Source organism: Ralstonia sp. A12, from assembly GCF_000801955.1.
GTDB lineage: Bacteria > Pseudomonadota > Gammaproteobacteria > Burkholderiales > Burkholderiaceae > Ralstonia.
This window is the reverse complement of the sequence record NZ_JSZO01000016.1, coordinates 156,420-170,953: the sequence shown is the minus strand read 5'-3', so window position 1 is coordinate 170,953 and position 14,534 is coordinate 156,420. Positions and strand designations below refer to the sequence as shown.

The following is a 14,534-nucleotide window of genomic DNA, read 5'->3' as shown; positions in this document are numbered from 1 at the left end:
GTGGTCTCCGTGCCCGGCAACGTTGTCGATGAAGCCGAGAACGTTGCTCAGAGTGCTGAAACCAGGCTCGCCCGACGCAGCATCACCTTGCTACCCGACTGATCGGCATGATCGTCCTTGGAATCGCTGCGCTCCTCATGTTGCTGGGTGGAGTGCTGCTGCTGGTGACGCACGGCGCGCAGCGCCACGGCAGCAAGGGTGGCAAGCCCATGACCAGCAATACCGCCAGCAAGCGGCACGTTGCTCGCGGCGTCGCCTATACCTTGCTTGTGCTGGGCGGCCTGATCGTGCTGGGCGTCATAGCACTGGCGTTTCTTCTGGTCGGCCCCTTTTTCTAGTTCAACCAACCTCTCTCATGAAGATGCAATACAAAATCGCCGCCGCCGTTCTTGCAGCCGTCTGGATGAACACCGGTATCTGCGCTCAGTTGGCCTCTACGTCTCAAGCGCCTGCCACCACCGTTCAAGCTAGCGCAAAGAACAAGGCGCAGGCAAAGAAACACGGAAAGAAGCGAGCCAAGCTCGTACGCTCCCGCAAGAACAACGCAGCGCCGGCTCGCGATGCCGATGCGGACGTGTTGGCGCAGGTGCTCTCCTCCGACAATAGAAGCCCCCTCTGGAGTGGCCGCCCGAGTCAGTGATTCGACGGTGAATCGAAGGATGTCGATCCGAGTGCATCAAGAAAAGGTTGCCAGTGGCACCCCTGGAACGCGAACGCGGGACTTTGTGCGGGGCCTTGCTGTCTTCCCCATCGCCGGTTTGGCGTGCTGGTTGATGTTCTGGCTTGGGCGCGATAGTCGAGGTTGGGCCAGTCATGGGTGGGCTTTGGGGTTGCTGCTTCCTCTGCTTGCCGCATCTGTCCTCGCGATTGTCGGCACCATCTGGACGCTGGTCGCTGGACTGATGCACAAGACATTCAAGATCAGTGCGATTGGACTGCTGCTCGGGCTCTTGCTCGTGAGGATTGCGGTTGGGTTCATATAGGCCGATAGCTGTGTTTTCGCGCAAGGCTGAATACCTTGGAACCTGCTTAGCGTGGGCGGATGCTGCATTCAATGCGCTCACCGTTTGGGATGGCGCGCAGCAATAGGCCTTATCGCGCCCATTGCGTTTGATGTACGCGGCGCCGACCCAAACTAAAGGAGGTGATTGGCAATGAAGATTTGGAAAGTCCTAGGGCTGACTGCAATGACGGCCGCTTGCGCTGCGAAGCCAGACCCAATGGAAGGCAAGGCGACGGCCAGCATTACTTCGTACAACCACACTCCTGACTACATCCATCAGTTCTACGTGGATGACACTTGGGGCGGCAACTCGTTCGCCTATGGCGGAGGTGGGAGTTTCGTCTGTTGCTTGGTGTATCCGAAGGTTTGGCGCCCTGATCTGACAGCCACAGTGAAATGGACGACCTCCAGTTCTGATCCGAATGCGACAGGTGACGCAGCGAAGCCGCATTGGCATGAGGCGGTAGTCCCAATCGAGAAATACACGGAAACCGGCACGCTACACGTGCATTTCCTGCCTGAGGGCAAGGTTCGGCTCATTATTTCGAGTAAAGGAACCGGCAACCCTGAATATCCCGGGCCCTCCTATCCGGTTAAGCCGGCGGATTTTCATTTCGAACCAAGCCGGCGTGCGGTGCGCTTGCAAGAAGAGCGCGGCCGAGCGCAAGCGGCGGGGCGGGCGCGCTTGGAGGCAGAGATGCGTGCGATGAAAGCGGGGCCGTCCGCTCAGAAGGGTTCACCCCCGGGTTCACCTATGGGCGAAAACTTGCCACCTCCACCCGCGCTTCCGAAGGATGAGGAATGAGCGCATTCCACCCCGGCTGGTATGAGATCGGTTTTGATGCGAGCACACGCGATCGGCTGTGTCGGTACTTCAGCACGCCCGTCTCGTTTGTGTCCAGAGTCGCATTACTCGCATGCGTACTCGTCATCGTATCCACCGCTCAGGCGGAAGGCGTACGTGTGATTCCTCGCAGTGAACAGGCTGACGGTGGCTACGTCTCTACGCAGTTGCTGCTCAAGCCGTGCCTAGACATTCGTACACAGGTGAACGAGCCAAGCGACCATTTACTGAAGGATGTGGCGGATGCACGGAAGGTGTTGCCGCCAGGGATTTGCGACAGCCCGGTACTGGTGGAAAAACTGTTCAAGGTGCGTTTTCTCCAGTACGCCTCGCTCGCGGTGGTGAGCGATCCATGGAATTTCGATGTGAAGATTGCCATGCAGAACCGGTCCATCGAACAGTGCAAAGACACGCAATGTGTGGAACGGGGGTTGGACGCGGTGATTGCCGCACTGTCGCCGGTGTACCTCGGTGCCCGTCCTGAATGGCCGCAGGGCACTGGGCTATGTACTGCCGCTCCGGTCGATGTGTCTGTGGCCACGGCACTTGCACCTCTGAACGCGAAAACTCGTAAAGCGCTCATCGAACGATGTGGCGAGCAAGCGCTGACAACACAGGCGTGTACTGGCCCGCACGGCAAGCTTCTGTTTGGAATCTGCGAGATGGTTGGCAACCAGGTTAACGCGTCTGAATGGGTCTATCTCGTCAGAGGCAACAAGTACGAGCCTTTGCTCGCCATTGATGATGGACCGTTCGGCGTGATGGAAAGCACCTGCAATGGCATGCCGGACCTCATGACCGCGGCCCGGATCAGCATGGGGGAGCATCAGCACACCTACTATCGCTACGATGGCAAGGATTACCAATCTGTGTACTCCTACACCGCAATAGGTGTTGGAACAGATGACAATGGCAACGACTTGGAGGTTGCGCAGGGAGGACCGGATACAAAGGTGGTTTGCCGATAGGCAATGATTTTGTGGTTCTCCAGAGCTCAATGGGGTCGGCGGACACAGGCCGCGACCATTGCGTAGTTGTTGTTGCAATGCAGCAGCGTGCCAGCTACCGCAGTCTTGCGAACAAAGGCGCAGCTACCCAGCGGCATCTCCGGCCGGACTAGATGTAAACGACAACACCCCACCCAGCCGCGCCATCCCCCCAATGTGCTATCGTCCCCGCCACACAAATTTCACAAACACCGGGTATGCACGACGTTGTTATCAGCGGCACGGGCCTGTGGGTCGCGCCGGAGGTCATCACCAACGAGGAGCTGGTTGCCTCCTATAACGCTTACGCGCAGCGCTACAACGCCGAGCACGCAGCGGCCATTGCTGCGGGTGAGCTGGTGGTGCTGTCGGAATCATCGGCAGAATTCATCGAGAAGGCTTCGGGTATCCGCCAGCGCTACGTGATCGACAAGGCTGGCGTGCTGGACCCGGCGCGCATGCGTCCGCACCTGACGCAGCGCCCGGATGATGCGCTGTCCTTGCAGGCCGAGATCGGCGTGGCGGCCGCGCGCGATGCGCTGGCGGCTGCCGGCCGCGACGCTGCCGACGTCGACATGCTGCTTTGCGCAACCTCCAACTTCCAGCGCCCGTATCCGGCGCTGGGCGTTGAAATCCAGAACGGCATCGGCGCGCGCGGCTACGCGTTCGACATGAACGTTGCATGCTCTTCAGCCACGTTCGGGCTGGAGCAGGCCATTAACGCGGTGCGCAGCGGCACCGCGCGTGCCGCGCTGGTGGTGAGCCCCGAGATCACCTCGGGCCACCTGGATTGGAAAGACCGCGACTGCCACTTCATCTTCGGCGACGTGTGTACGGCGGTGTTGGTCGAGCGCGCGGAAGAGACCCGCTCGACCGATGCCTGGCGCGTGCTCGGCACCAAGTGCGCAACCAGCTTCTCGAACAACATCCGCAACAACGCCGGCTATCTCTCGCGCAGCGAAGACCGCAACCCGGAAGACCGCGACCAGCTCTTCCGCCAGGAAGGCCGCAAGGTGTTCAAGGAAGTCTGTCCGATGGCGGCTGAGCATATCGCCGGCCATCTGCAGCAACTGGGTCACACGCCGGCGGACGTGCGCCGCTTCTGGCTGCATCAGGCCAACTTGGCGATGAACCAGTTCATCGCCAAACGCCTGCTGGGGCGCGACGCTGCGGCAGATGAGGCGCCGGTCATTCTGGATGAGTTCGCCAACACCGCATCGGCGGGTTCGATCATTGCGTTCCACCGTCACCGCGCCGACATGAAGTCGGGCGATCTGGGGTTGATCTGCTCATTTGGCGCGGGCTATTCGATCGGCAGCGTCGCCCTTCAGAAACGCTGAGCCGCCGGCGGGCGATGCTCAGGTCTTGGCCGGCAGCGTCGCCCGGAAGAAGTCCAGCGCACGGCGCGCGGCCTGTGCGTGTACACCGTCACGGTCCACCCCCGGGTTGTCCTGGCAGAGCCAAGGCGGCAGATGCGCTGTTGCGCCCGGCAAGCACGTATCGATGAACGTGTAGTGCGAAGCCCCAGGCACCAGCAGCAGGTCTGCCTTGGGCAGCAGCCCGGCGACACGGCGCACGTTGGTCTCCACGGGTACGGCCACATCGGCATCACCGGCCATCAGCGAGATGGGGAGGGTGATGGTGCCGAGCGAGGTTGGGTCCATCGCCATGCCCAGTGCTGGCGCGATGGCGAAGACCGCCTTGATGCGTGTATCACGGTAGGACGCCCCAGAGCGCGCAAGCGAAGCCTCTGTCTGCGGCGTCTTCGATGCCTTGGGCTGCGGGCCCGTTTCCACACGGCGCATTTCTGGCGGGTGACAGATCGCATCGGCCTGCGGCGAGCTGCAGAACGCCATGAACGCCGACACATCGGTGCGCGCGCCCGCTAGCTCCAGCACGGTATAGCCCCCTAGCGAAAAGCCCACCGCACCGATCCGGTTTCGGTCGACATGCGCGCCGAGTGTCGCGTCGGCAAGCACGCCGTCGATGACTTCACTCACGTCGGTCGCGCGTTCCCACCACAGCATGAAGCCGTCGTGCGTGAGCGGCTCCGCTGTGTTGTTGCCGGGGTGGTTGGCACCGGCGATGATGTAGCCGTTTGCCGCCAGCGCAGCGGCCAGCCAGTCGAGGCTGTCAGCGGTGCCACCCGTGCCGTGCGAGAGCACGAGCAGCGGGTAGGTGGTTTGTGCACTCGCAAGCGGTGCGTTATCGGCGGCAGGATGCCCGCGAAACAGCGGCCGGCTCGGATCGCCGATGTCGTGCGGCGTTTCTGGCGTGGACGCATCCACCGGATACCAGATGGTCGTGACGAGCGCTTCGGTGCGCGCGCCACGCCAATGGCGCTCCGCCTGTGGATGGAACACGCGGGAGGTTTCGCCCACGTGGTACGGCGCGGCGGGCTCGGCCGCGCAGGCGGCGCCCACGACAAAGACCGCCAGCGCGGCGGTAAGACAACGACGCAGCATTTCTACTCCTTGCGGATGGGGATCATCAGGTCGGTCACGCAGGTGCGCGGCGGGTGTTGGCGCGCACCGTTGCGATATAGCTCGAGCGTTGGCCGATCGTCGGGTTCAAAGCCGTAGCTGGGCAGGCAGCCGCCATAGAGCGCCTGCATGGTGGGCGCGATCAGCGCGTAGGGGCCGATGAGCCGGTGCGACGCATAGAGGCCGCCTTCAACACGCATCGGCTGCAGGTTGCCTGTGATTGCGCGCGGTACATCGAGGATGACACCGGCAAAGTACTCAAACGAGCCCGGCGTTTCCGGATCGCCATAGCAAATGCCGATGCGGTCAGGCGCGTCTGGCGACGTGCTCTCGATGCCAAGTGCCTGCCATAGCGCAATGAAGGTCTGGCGGATCGTGGCGATCGGGCCTTCGTGCTGCAGGCACAGCGCGTTCAGGGGAGGCTGCTCGACCAGTTCAAGCGGCGGTAGGCCAGCGGCCTCCGTGGCTGGCACGATCAGTTCCTGCTGCCGGGTTTGAAAGGCGTGCGGGCTCACGCCCGTGAACTCGCGGAAGGCGCGCGCGAAGGCCTGCGGGCTGCCGTAGCCGACGTTGAGTGCGACGTCGGTGACGGAATCTTCTGCCCCGGTCAGGCGTTGCGCGGCTTGCGCCAGCCGCACGCGCTGCACGGTCTCGAACACCCCTTCACCGGTGAGCGCGCGGTAGATGCGGTGGAAGTGAAACGGCGACAGATGTGCGACCTCCGCCAGGCTCTGCACGGTGTGCGGGGCGGCGGGATCGGCCAGGATCGCCTCGATCACGCGGGCGATGCGGCGATGGTAGTCGCGAATGGTGCGGGGTTTCATGCGGGAAAGCATAGTCGCCCGGCGGGCAGTGCGCGGTGCAGCGATTGCGCAAATGTGCGCAAGCGGTGCTATCGCCCCCCAGGCCCCGCAGTCGCGCGCAGGGTGGTGGCAAAGGTACGCAGCGCCTTCTTTGCTACCGGATCGGCCACGCGAGAATGCAGCACCACACTGCGCGGCGGCAGCGGCGGCAGGCCGAGCGATTCGCCCACGTCAATGGTGCCGGGCGGCGCTACGCGTCGGCTGAGTGCGGCGACAGCCAACCCGGCCGCCACGGCTGCACCGATGGTGCCCACGCCGCCGCCAACAAACACTTCCTGCCACGCAATGCCCGCGCCATCCAGCACGGCGACAGCCATTTCGCGCACGCGGCACGGCTCGGCCTGCGTGGCGAGGTAGAGCGGTTCTCCGCTGCGGTGCTCGAAGTCGGACGCGGCCATCCAGCCGAATGGCTCTTCCATGAGGACCTCGCCGTCGGAGCGGCGGTTGTCATGGCGCAGGATCACGGCAGCGTCGAGTGCACCGTCTTCGAACGCGTCGAGAATCTCGCGCGAACTGCCGATGCGGATCTCCAGCGTGAGGGCCGGTTCTGCGCGGCGCATCTGGCGCAGCAAGCGCGGTAGTTCCGCCCCGACGATGTGGTGGCTCATGCCGACCGACAGCCGTCGCCGTTCTTCCCCAAACGACCCGACCGCACCTGCGTGTGCAGCCACCAGGTCGCGTGCCGGGCCAAGAAAGGCACTGCCGTCCTGCGATAGCCGCACAAGGCGCGGCGTGCGCTCCAGCAGGCGGCGGCCCAGCGCATCTTCCAGCCGCTTGATCTTCAGGCTGACGGCCGATTGGGTGGAGTCCATCGCCTCTGCCGCGCGCGTGAAGCTCTTCAGATCGGCGGTCAGAACGAAGGCCTGAACAGCCTCCAGGTCGAGCATCCTCATGGTTCAATCATTTTGAAATCGAATGATTGAAATATCTTAGGATGTCTTTTTTCAATGATCAACCTGGGGCATTCTTTGGTCATCACAAACCAGGGAGTTCACCATGCCTCTCGTTCAAGTGTCGCTGCGGCGCGGCAAGTCTGCCGCTTATCACCAAGCCATCTTTGACGGCGTCTATCGCGCCCTGCGTGAAACCTTCAACGTGCCGGAAGACGACCGCTTCATGACGGTGACCGAGTTCGACGCCAGCACGTTCAGCGTGAGCCCCACCTACCTGGGCATCCAGCGCACCGACGATGCGGTCATCCTCCAGATCACCGTCAGCAACACACGCCCGCGCGAGCAGAAGCAGGCGCTCTACCGCCGCATCGTCGAGCTGCTGCACGAGAGCCCCGGCGTGCGTAAGGAGGACGTGTTCATCAACCTGGTGGAGGTGCTGCCCGAGAACTGGTCGTTCGGCAACGGCATCGCGCAATACGTGGTGAACCAGAGCTGAGGTGGCAAGTGTTGCTCGCTCACTATGTCCACCACCTGCCTGCCGACTACGATATGGCGCGGCTGCATGAGCGCGCCCGCCAACGCGGGCCCTTGTGGGATGGCGCACCGGCGCTGTTCTTCAAGGCGTTTCTGCTAAGAGAGCGGGGGAAGTTTGGCGCCACGGCCAACGCGTATTCGTCACTGTACTTGTGGCAGCAGGATGCGGCTTTCCGCGACTTTCTCGTCAACGGCCGCTACCACGTCGTCACCGAAAGCTTTGGCCGCGCGGCCATCCGCACGCACGTGGCACTGGATGCGCGCAAAGGGTCAGCGCAGGCGGCACGCTTCGCCTATCTCGAAGAGGAAGACATCGAGCCTGATGCGGATCTGACCGATGTCTTCCGGCATGCCATTGAATGCAACCGGGAAGCTGCGGCACAGGCTGGGACGGTGGCGGCCGTCATCGGCGTGGACACGGCTGTGTGGCGGTTGACGCGGGTGCGCCTGTCGGAGGTGTCGCCTGCCGACAATGAAACCGCCACGTGCCATCAACTGCTGCACCTCGCGCAACCGTTGCTGGAGACGCTGCCATGACCACGCGCCAGATCCTGTTCGCCTATGTGGGCGGCGTGCTGTGGGGCATGGCGCTGATCGTCGGCGCGGCGGTCACGCTGGCGACCGTCGCGCGCGACGTACTGCGAACGCTCAGTCCTTGAGCGAATCGCCCAGCATGTCCAGCAGGAACTGCGAGCCGCGTTCGCGCGAGCCTGCATCGTCGTAGCCGTCAAGGAAGGCGCCTTGCTCGGTCATGACGAGGTGGGTGCCGCCCGAGCCATCTTTGGGTTCACGCAGCTCCAGCGTGGCGAGCGAGGCGGAGATCTTCCGATCATCCAGGTGCATCACGTACGAATAGACGACGCGCTCGTTGGGGATGACGTCGTGGTACAGGGCCTCGAAGCTGGAGACGACACCGCTGTCCCATCGGCCCTTGACGACTTCGCGGCCGCCGGGGGTGGCATCCATTTCACGCACGAGCAGGGTGTAGCCGTTGCCGCCGGCAAACCACTTGGCCTTGGCGGCCGGGTCCGTCAGTGCCTTGAACACGCGCGAGCGCGGTGCATCGTACGTGCGCTCGACGGTAAAGGTGGCATGCACGACCGAACGCTTGATGCCATCGGCCAGCGGCACGCGCGCGGCTTCGCGCTCGAGCTTGTCCAGGGTTTGCTTCCAGCCTTCGGGCGCGCCCTTGATCATCATCTCGGCAATCGGGGCGAGCGGCGTGTGGGTCTGCGTGACTTCCATGCGCGTGCCGCCGCATTCTTCTGCAAAGGTGACGACGGTGTGGGCGTTCATCAGCGGGCGGTTGTCGCCGTCCACCACGTTCATGTCGATCACCAGGCGTGCGTTGGGCACGATCTCGACAAAGTGGCCGCGCGACCAGTGGTCGTGCCCTTCGGGCGATCGCATGCACACATCAAACTTGCCGCCCACGCGAAACTCGACTGTCGCGTCGGGCACCGTATAGTGCGTCGGGCAGAACCAGCGCTTGATGTGCTCGGCGGTGCTCCATGCCGTGAAAACCCAGTCGCGCGATACGGGGAAGGTGCGCGAAATCACAAGCGGGCGAAGGGTGGTGGCGGTGGGGCTATCGATGGTCGTCGTCATTCGGTTCTCCTTGGGTTTTAAGCGTTTCCAGATAGGCGCCAAGGCGGTCGAAGTGCTGTTCCCACTCCAGGCGTCGTTGGTTGATCCACTGCTCGGCCAGGCTCAAGGCCTCGGGTTCGATACGGCATGTGCGCACGCGGCCCACCTTTTCCGATCGCACGAGACCGGAGTTCTCCAGCACAGATAGGTGCTGCATGACGGCAGGCAATGAGATGTCGAGCGGCTGCGCCAGCTCGCTTACAGAAGCCGGCCCACGCACGAGCTGAACCAGCATCGCGCGCCGGTTGCCGTCTGCCAGTGCCTGGAAGGCGAGATCGAGAGAAGTGTCATGGTTAAGCATGTTGTTAACTATAGCGACTCCGAATAGTTAAGCAAGTACTTTATCTTTCGACGGTTGACATGCCGATTTACTTCGCATACAAAGTAAAGAACTTCGCATACGAACTAAATCGGCATGATGAACAGCACCCCCCAAACCATCCCCGCCACCGACGGCTACCCGCTGGGCGCCATGCTGTGGACAGCCGCCGGCACACCGCAGGGCGTGGTCGTCATGCACCCCGCCACAGGCGTGCCGCAGCGCATCTACCAGGCCTTTGCCAAGTTCCTCGCGGAACGCGGCTTCCACGCCATCACGTACGATTACCGCGGCATTGGCGCGTCACGGCCCAAGAGCCTGCGCCGCTTTGCTGCGCGCATGCGTGACTGGGCACTGCTCGACGCCGAGGGTGTGATGCGATGGGCCCGAGCGCGTTACCCGGATCTGCCGCAACTGGCGGTCGGGCATTCGGTAGGCGGCCACGCCATCGGCCTGTGTTGTGCAGATTGGGATGTCGCGGGCGTCGTGCAGGTGGCCTGCCACACGGGCAACTCGCGCTTCATCCGTCAACGGGGCGAACGTTGGCGCGTCGAGCTGATCCTGCGTGGCGTTGGCCCGCTGCTGGCGCGGCTGATCGGCTACGTGCCCGGCAAGCGCCTGGGCCTGGGCGAAGACCTGCCGGGCGGCGTCGCCATCGAATGGGGCGCGTGGGCCGGCATGCAGCGTTACTTCTTCGACGACCCGACGCTCGGCGCTGTCGAGCGCTTCAACCGCGTAACGCATCCCGTGCTCGTCTACGGCTTTGACGACGACCCCTGGGCTACCCCCGCTGCCATCAATGCGTTGACGACGCACTTCACGAACACGTGGGTCGAGCGTCGGCAGATTGCACCTGCGCAGGCCGGTGGCGCGGTGGGGCACCTGGGGTTCTTTCGCCCGCAGTTCGCCAACACGCTGTGGCCCGGTTTGGCGACTTGGTTGAGCGAGCGCGCTGCGGCTATGCGTGCTGAGGCAGAGGCCGCATGACCGCACCCGACCGCCGTCTCGTTTATCTGATCAGCGTCGGGCAACGCCGCCTGCAGCGCTGGATTCAAGCGCGCACCGGCGAAGGCGTGACCGCCGCGCAATCCGGCCTGCTGTTCTTCCTGGAGAAGAACGACGGCGCGCTGATGCGCGAGGCCGGTGCCGCGCTCGATCTCGGCCCCTCCGCCATGAGCGGTCTGGTCGACCGCAGTGCCGACGCCGGTCTGATCGAGCGCCGCGCCGACGCCAAAGACGGCCGCGCCTGGCAACTCTGGATCACGCCTGCCGGCCGAGAAGCCCTGGCCGAAACACGCACAGGCCTGACCGAGCTGAACGCACGCCTGACCGAAGGTTTTTCCGACGCCGAGATCGACGTCGTTGCACGCTGGCTGGCCAGCCTGCAAACCAAGTTCCCCACCGGAGACGAGTAATGAGTGAACACATCCAGAGCCACATTCAGAGCCAGATTGCCGATGGCGTGCTGACGCTCACCCTGGCGCGCGCTGACAAGAAGAACGCCATCACCGATGCCATGTACGGCGCCCTGGCCGATGCGCTGGACGCTGCCGAGCGTGACAGCACCGTACGCGTGGTGCTGCTGCGTGCCGAGGGCGACATGTTCTCGGCGGGTAACGACATCGGCGAATTCGCGTCGATTGCCATGACCGGCGGTAAGGGTGATGGCGAACGCAACGTCATCCGTTTCCTGCATGCGCTGGCGCGCGCTACGCGTCCGCTGGTGGCGGCGGTGCAGGGCCGCGCGGTCGGCATCGGCACGACCATGCTGCTGCATTGCGACTTCGTGCTGCTGGCTGACAACGCGCAACTCTCCACGCCGTTCGTCAATCTGGCGCTGGTGCCGGAAGCAGCATCGAGCCTGCTGATGCCCGCGCGCCTGGGCCACGTGCGTGCGTTCGAGATGTTCGCGCTGGGCGACGCGGTGAGCGCGGAATCGGCGCTTGCGTGGGGTTTGGCGAACCGGGTGGTGCCGCTGTATCAACTTGGCACGGAGGCCGAGGCCATTGCTGCGCGACTGGCGCGCCAACCGCTCGGCGCACTGACCGAAACCAAGCGCCTGATGCGCGATGCCGAACTGCTCAAGCAGCAGATGGATGTAGAGAGCGCCTCGTTTGCCAAGCGCCTGAAGTCTCCCGAGGCGCATGAAGCCTTCCGGGCATTCGTCGATCGGCGACCGCCCAATTTCAACGCCGTGGCGCACTGAGCGCGGCGGTGTCTCCTTCGGCGGCCTTGGTCCGGCCGCCTTTTTTATTTCGACGGCGACGCGGCGGTCGCCTTCCCAAGCACCTTCAGCCCACGCGCGGGCGATTCAAACGCCTGAGCGCGCACATGCTTCGCACCCCCTCCAACGGGTGCTGTAACAGAACAGTCACGTTGCATTACTACCCTACGCGCTTACTTCACACTTGCGCGTTGTGAAACACGTCCGCACACCGGGCGCTGTAGCACGCGTCTCTCACTGACCGGGTATGGCTGGAAACGTCGCATCAGGTGGTGCGCGGCGGATACTGCCTTGGTGCATCGCGATGATTGGCGTCTGCGTTTTCCATCCTGCCGTGTCTGCCGGCCCTGTCGAGCCAGAGCCGGCCGTCATTGCCGGCGCGCCGCCGCTGGATGTCGAGCGCTGGTTCGATATCGAGCCGCAGCCGCTGCAGCGTGCGCTGGAGCACTACGGCGCCGTCACTGGGATGTCCTTGCTGTATGACAGCGCACTGACAGCAGGCCGTGCTGCGCCGGCCGTGCGCGGTGCAATGACGCCGCACATGGCGCTGCTGCGCCTGCTGGAGGGCAGCGGCCTGGCGCCGCGCTACACCGGTGTCGACACGCTGGTGCTGCTGCCCGTGCGCTCGCAAGCCAGTGCCGAGGCAAACGATACCGATACCGCAAACCAACTCGCACAACGCCGGTACTACGGCCTGATTCAGCACCGCATACGTGATGCGTTCTGTGCGAACTCGATCCTCGCACAGGGCCGACACCGCATTGCACTGCGCCTGTGGGTGGATGCGCAGGGTGCGATCGGCCCGGTGCATCTGCTCGATTCCACCGGCGATGCGGTGCTCGATCGGCTGGTGGTGAGCGCGCTGCAGGGTGTGCTGGTGGGCGAGGCGGTACCCGCATCCGTGGCGCAGCCGTTCACCTTTGTTGTCATGCCGCGTGCATCGGGCCAGAGCTGGGGCTGTGTTGCGCCGGCGGTGTCTGTCTCCGTCATCGCAGCCGGGGGGCGTCATGGCTGACGGCGGCCGCGCCGTGCTGCGCGATTTTCTGGTGGAGCGCTACAGCCACCTGAAGTACCTGCTGTCCCGGCGGCTGGGCAACCCCGACCTGGCCGGCGATGCGTTGCAGGACATCTGGCTGCGTCTGGAAGGCAACGGCGGCGCCGACGCCATCGAGCCGGTGCAGAACCCGGGCGCGTATCTCTACCGCATGGCCTTCAACGCGGCCATCGACCAGCAGCGTGCCGAAGACCGCCGCCTGAGCGTGGGCGAGATCGAGACCATGCTCGAACTGGTCAGCCCCACGCCCGGCCCGGCCGAGGTGGCCGAAGCCAACTCTGAACTCGACGCGCTGATCCGCGCGATGGAGCAGATGCCCCAGCGCCGCCGCGACATCCTGCTGGCCGTGCGCCTGGAGGGCACGCCGCAACGTGAGGTGGCCGAGCGTTTTGGCATCTCATTGCGGCTGGTGGAACTGGAGCTGCAACGCGCCCAGGAGCACTGCGCTGCCAAGCTCGGCCGATAACCATGCGCCTTGGCGCGGCGGACCCTGCCAAGGCAATGGATCGACAAAAAAATCTTCCGAAAAGCTTGCGGGTTTGTGTGGCGGGATTCGTCATACCGATAAGACCGTCGGAGTGGCGGCAGAGGCAAGCCGTGGCCGTAAAGAGAACGGCGGTATGACAGATGGTTGAACGCATGAAGGCAGCACCCGACACCCACAAGACGACGCTGAAGATTCCGCACACGCTGCGCCGCGATGCGCACGCGTGGGTGCGTCGTCTGACCTCGGGCGAGGCCACCGTGGCTGACGCGCAGGCACTCAGGCGCTGGTGCGACACGAGCGAAGCGCATGCCGCCGCATTTGCCGACGCACGTCAGTTGTGGAAAGACTTTGGCCCGGCGGGCGAGGCGGTGCGGCGTCGCCAGGCTGCCAAGACGCGGCGCGCACCCACGCTGGGCCGCCGTGCTTTCCTGGGCGGCGCTTTTGCCACGGCAGCAGGGGCTGCCGTGGCGGTTGTCGCGCCGGCCGGCCTGTGGGGCGCATTCCCCTCGCTGGCCGCAGACTTGCGCACCAAGACGGGTGAGCAACGCCAGGTGGCACTTGCCGCTGACGTGACCATCGACATGAACACGCACACCAGCGTGGCGCTGCGTCGTGATGCGGGTGTGCTGCATGGTGTCGATCTGCTGGACGGTGAGATTGCCGTCAACAGCACGCGTGGTGCAGCACAGCCGTTGGTTGTGGCAGCGGGCCCCGGCCGCGCGATTGCCACGCAGGCGAGCTTTGAGGTGCGCAATCTGGATGCACGCGTATGCGTGACCTGCCTGTCGGGCGACCTGCGCGTGGAGGTGGATGGCCGCAGCCTGACGCTCACGGCCAACCAGCAGGTGACCTACGACAAGCACGTGATGGGCACGGTTGCACAGGCCGATGTGGCCACCGCATCAGCGTGGCGCAACGGCGTGCTGGTGTTCCGCCAGACGCCATTGGCCGATGTGGTGAGCGAGATCAATCGCTACCGCCCCGGCCACGTGCTGGTGGTGGATGACAAGCTGGCACGCAGCCGCTTGAACGGGCGCTTCCGTATCGACCGGCTCGATACCGTGTTCGCGCAGATTCGTGAAGTGCTGGGGGCAAGCGTGACGGAGTTGCCGGGCGGCATCGTATTGCTCGGTTGAGGTTGCGCGGCGAGCATGCCGCGTTGCCATATTTCTGTCATTGCGGATTCGGGTTATGACC

The 14,534-nt window shown here is 64.1% G+C and carries 19 protein-coding genes; 14 read left to right on the top strand and 5 right to left on the bottom strand.

The window, feature by feature from the left end:
- Positions 1–107 precede the first annotated feature (107 nt).
- From PI87_RS19260 to PI87_RS19235, 5 genes are all read left to right on the top strand, one after another.
- Positions 108–338 carry a hypothetical protein gene (locus PI87_RS19260; RefSeq protein WP_157003173.1) on the top strand — a complete coding sequence of 77 codons (231 nt, stop codon included), beginning with the start codon at positions 108–110 and terminating at the stop codon, positions 336–338.
- A gap of 17 nt (positions 339–355) precedes the next feature.
- Positions 356–640 (top strand): hypothetical protein, encoded by a 285-nt coding sequence (locus tag PI87_RS19255; RefSeq protein WP_039599312.1) that lies wholly within the window; start codon positions 356–358, stop codon positions 638–640.
- A 514-nt stretch (positions 641–1,154) separates the two neighbouring features.
- Complete coding sequence (locus PI87_RS19245) at positions 1,155–1,808, top strand: DUF3304 domain-containing protein (protein WP_084210014.1); 654 nt, start codon at positions 1,155–1,157, stop codon at positions 1,806–1,808.
- Positions 1,805–2,815, top strand: coding sequence for a hypothetical protein (locus PI87_RS19240; protein WP_198139587.1), 1,011 nt, complete (start codon positions 1,805–1,807; stop codon positions 2,813–2,815). The genes PI87_RS19245 and PI87_RS19240 overlap by 4 nt, the downstream gene beginning before the upstream one ends.
- A 236-nt stretch (positions 2,816–3,051) precedes the next feature.
- Positions 3,052–4,173, top strand: a complete 1,122-nt coding sequence (locus PI87_RS19235) for a beta-ketoacyl-ACP synthase III (RefSeq protein WP_039599310.1) — start codon at positions 3,052–3,054, stop codon at positions 4,171–4,173.
- An 18-nt stretch (positions 4,174–4,191) separates the two neighbouring features.
- Here the strand turns inward: PI87_RS19235 and PI87_RS19230 are convergent, their stop codons facing one another.
- The 3 genes from PI87_RS19230 to PI87_RS19220 form a co-directional block, all read right to left on the bottom strand.
- Complete coding sequence (locus tag PI87_RS19230; protein ID WP_039599309.1) at positions 4,192–5,298, bottom strand: alpha/beta hydrolase family protein; 1,107 nt, start codon at positions 5,296–5,298, stop codon at positions 4,192–4,194.
- A gap of 2 nt (positions 5,299–5,300) precedes the next feature.
- Positions 5,301–6,140 carry an AraC family transcriptional regulator gene (locus tag PI87_RS19225; protein WP_039599308.1) on the bottom strand — a complete coding sequence of 280 codons (840 nt, stop codon included), beginning with the start codon at positions 6,138–6,140 and terminating at the stop codon, positions 5,301–5,303.
- 68 nt (positions 6,141–6,208) lie between these two features.
- Positions 6,209–7,072, bottom strand: a complete 864-nt coding sequence (locus tag PI87_RS19220; protein WP_039599307.1) for a LysR family transcriptional regulator — start codon at positions 7,070–7,072, stop codon at positions 6,209–6,211.
- Between the two features lie 103 nt (positions 7,073–7,175).
- On the opposite strand from PI87_RS19220, the gene PI87_RS19215 reads away from it, so the two are divergent.
- From PI87_RS19215 to PI87_RS29860, 3 genes are read left to right on the top strand one after another with little or no spacing between them, the layout of a single operon-like run.
- Positions 7,176–7,568, top strand: coding sequence for a tautomerase family protein (locus PI87_RS19215; RefSeq protein WP_039599306.1), 393 nt, complete (start codon positions 7,176–7,178; stop codon positions 7,566–7,568).
- A gap of 8 nt (positions 7,569–7,576) precedes the next feature.
- Positions 7,577–8,143: a DUF4865 family protein gene (locus PI87_RS19210; RefSeq protein WP_039599305.1), complete on the top strand. Its 567-nt coding sequence runs from the start codon at positions 7,577–7,579 to the stop codon at positions 8,141–8,143.
- Positions 8,140–8,265, top strand: coding sequence for a hypothetical protein (locus PI87_RS29860; protein ID WP_269746651.1), 126 nt, complete (start codon positions 8,140–8,142; stop codon positions 8,263–8,265). The genes PI87_RS19210 and PI87_RS29860 overlap by 4 nt, the downstream gene beginning before the upstream one ends.
- Here PI87_RS29860 and PI87_RS19205 read toward each other — a convergent pair.
- Positions 8,255–9,214 (bottom strand): SRPBCC family protein, encoded by a 960-nt coding sequence (locus tag PI87_RS19205; protein WP_039599304.1) that lies wholly within the window; start codon positions 9,212–9,214, stop codon positions 8,255–8,257. The two genes, PI87_RS29860 and PI87_RS19205, sit on opposite strands and share 11 nt — an antisense overlap.
- Positions 9,195–9,554, bottom strand: coding sequence for an ArsR/SmtB family transcription factor (locus PI87_RS19200; RefSeq protein WP_039599303.1), 360 nt, complete (start codon positions 9,552–9,554; stop codon positions 9,195–9,197). Before PI87_RS19200 ends, PI87_RS19205 begins: the two co-directional genes overlap by 20 nt.
- A 117-nt stretch (positions 9,555–9,671) precedes the next feature.
- Between PI87_RS19200 and PI87_RS19195 the strand changes: the two genes are divergently transcribed.
- The 6 genes from PI87_RS19195 to PI87_RS19170 all read left to right on the top strand — a co-directional run bounded on the left by PI87_RS19195 (position 9,672) and on the right by PI87_RS19170 (position 14,473).
- Positions 9,672–10,559: an alpha/beta hydrolase family protein gene (locus PI87_RS19195; RefSeq protein WP_039599370.1), complete on the top strand. Its 888-nt coding sequence runs from the start codon at positions 9,672–9,674 to the stop codon at positions 10,557–10,559.
- Positions 10,556–10,987, top strand: coding sequence for a MarR family winged helix-turn-helix transcriptional regulator (locus PI87_RS19190; protein ID WP_039599302.1), 432 nt, complete (start codon positions 10,556–10,558; stop codon positions 10,985–10,987). Before PI87_RS19195 ends, PI87_RS19190 begins: the two co-directional genes overlap by 4 nt.
- Positions 10,987–11,778 carry an enoyl-CoA hydratase gene (locus PI87_RS19185; protein ID WP_039599301.1) on the top strand — a complete coding sequence of 264 codons (792 nt, stop codon included), beginning with the start codon at positions 10,987–10,989 and terminating at the stop codon, positions 11,776–11,778. Before PI87_RS19190 ends, PI87_RS19185 begins: the two co-directional genes overlap by 1 nt.
- Before the next feature lie 352 nt (positions 11,779–12,130).
- Complete coding sequence (locus tag PI87_RS19180) at positions 12,131–12,811, top strand: energy transducer TonB (protein WP_157003172.1); 681 nt, start codon at positions 12,131–12,133, stop codon at positions 12,809–12,811.
- Positions 12,804–13,316: an RNA polymerase sigma factor gene (locus PI87_RS19175; protein WP_039599300.1), complete on the top strand. Its 513-nt coding sequence runs from the start codon at positions 12,804–12,806 to the stop codon at positions 13,314–13,316. The genes PI87_RS19180 and PI87_RS19175 overlap by 8 nt, the downstream gene beginning before the upstream one ends.
- A gap of 173 nt (positions 13,317–13,489) precedes the next feature.
- Positions 13,490–14,473: a FecR family protein gene (locus tag PI87_RS19170; RefSeq protein ID WP_084210019.1), complete on the top strand. Its 984-nt coding sequence runs from the start codon at positions 13,490–13,492 to the stop codon at positions 14,471–14,473.
- Positions 14,474–14,534: the final 61 nt, after the last annotated feature.

Bases quoted from the DNA above. Each gene is read 5' to 3' on its own strand.
- PI87_RS19260 (WP_157003173.1), top strand. From the start codon at position 108: ATGATCGTCCTTGGAATCGCTGCGCTCCTCATGTTGCTGGGTGGAGTG.
- PI87_RS19255 (WP_039599312.1), top strand. From the start codon at position 356: ATGAAGATGCAATACAAAATCGCCGCCGCCGTTCTTGCAGCCGTCTGG.
- PI87_RS19245 (WP_084210014.1), top strand. From the start codon at position 1,155: ATGAAGATTTGGAAAGTCCTAGGGCTGACTGCAATGACGGCCGCTTGC.
- PI87_RS19240 (WP_198139587.1), top strand. From the start codon at position 1,805: ATGAGCGCATTCCACCCCGGCTGGTATGAGATCGGTTTTGATGCGAGC.
- PI87_RS19235 (WP_039599310.1), top strand. From the start codon at position 3,052: ATGCACGACGTTGTTATCAGCGGCACGGGCCTGTGGGTCGCGCCGGAG.
- PI87_RS19230 (WP_039599309.1), bottom strand. From the start codon at position 5,298: ATGCTGCGTCGTTGTCTTACCGCCGCGCTGGCGGTCTTTGTCGTGGGC.
- PI87_RS19225 (WP_039599308.1), bottom strand. From the start codon at position 6,140: ATGAAACCCCGCACCATTCGCGACTACCATCGCCGCATCGCCCGCGTG.
- PI87_RS19220 (WP_039599307.1), bottom strand. From the start codon at position 7,072: ATGAGGATGCTCGACCTGGAGGCTGTTCAGGCCTTCGTTCTGACCGCC.
- PI87_RS19215 (WP_039599306.1), top strand. From the start codon at position 7,176: ATGCCTCTCGTTCAAGTGTCGCTGCGGCGCGGCAAGTCTGCCGCTTAT.
- PI87_RS29860 (WP_269746651.1), top strand. From the start codon at position 8,140: ATGACCACGCGCCAGATCCTGTTCGCCTATGTGGGCGGCGTGCTGTGG.
- PI87_RS19205 (WP_039599304.1), bottom strand. From the start codon at position 9,214: ATGACGACGACCATCGATAGCCCCACCGCCACCACCCTTCGCCCGCTT.
- PI87_RS19200 (WP_039599303.1), bottom strand. From the start codon at position 9,554: ATGCTTAACCATGACACTTCTCTCGATCTCGCCTTCCAGGCACTGGCA.
- PI87_RS19195 (WP_039599370.1), top strand. From the start codon at position 9,672: ATGAACAGCACCCCCCAAACCATCCCCGCCACCGACGGCTACCCGCTG.
- PI87_RS19190 (WP_039599302.1), top strand. From the start codon at position 10,556: ATGACCGCACCCGACCGCCGTCTCGTTTATCTGATCAGCGTCGGGCAA.
- PI87_RS19185 (WP_039599301.1), top strand. From the start codon at position 10,987: ATGAGTGAACACATCCAGAGCCACATTCAGAGCCAGATTGCCGATGGC.
- PI87_RS19175 (WP_039599300.1), top strand. From the start codon at position 12,804: ATGGCTGACGGCGGCCGCGCCGTGCTGCGCGATTTTCTGGTGGAGCGC.
- PI87_RS19170 (WP_084210019.1), top strand. From the start codon at position 13,490: ATGAAGGCAGCACCCGACACCCACAAGACGACGCTGAAGATTCCGCAC.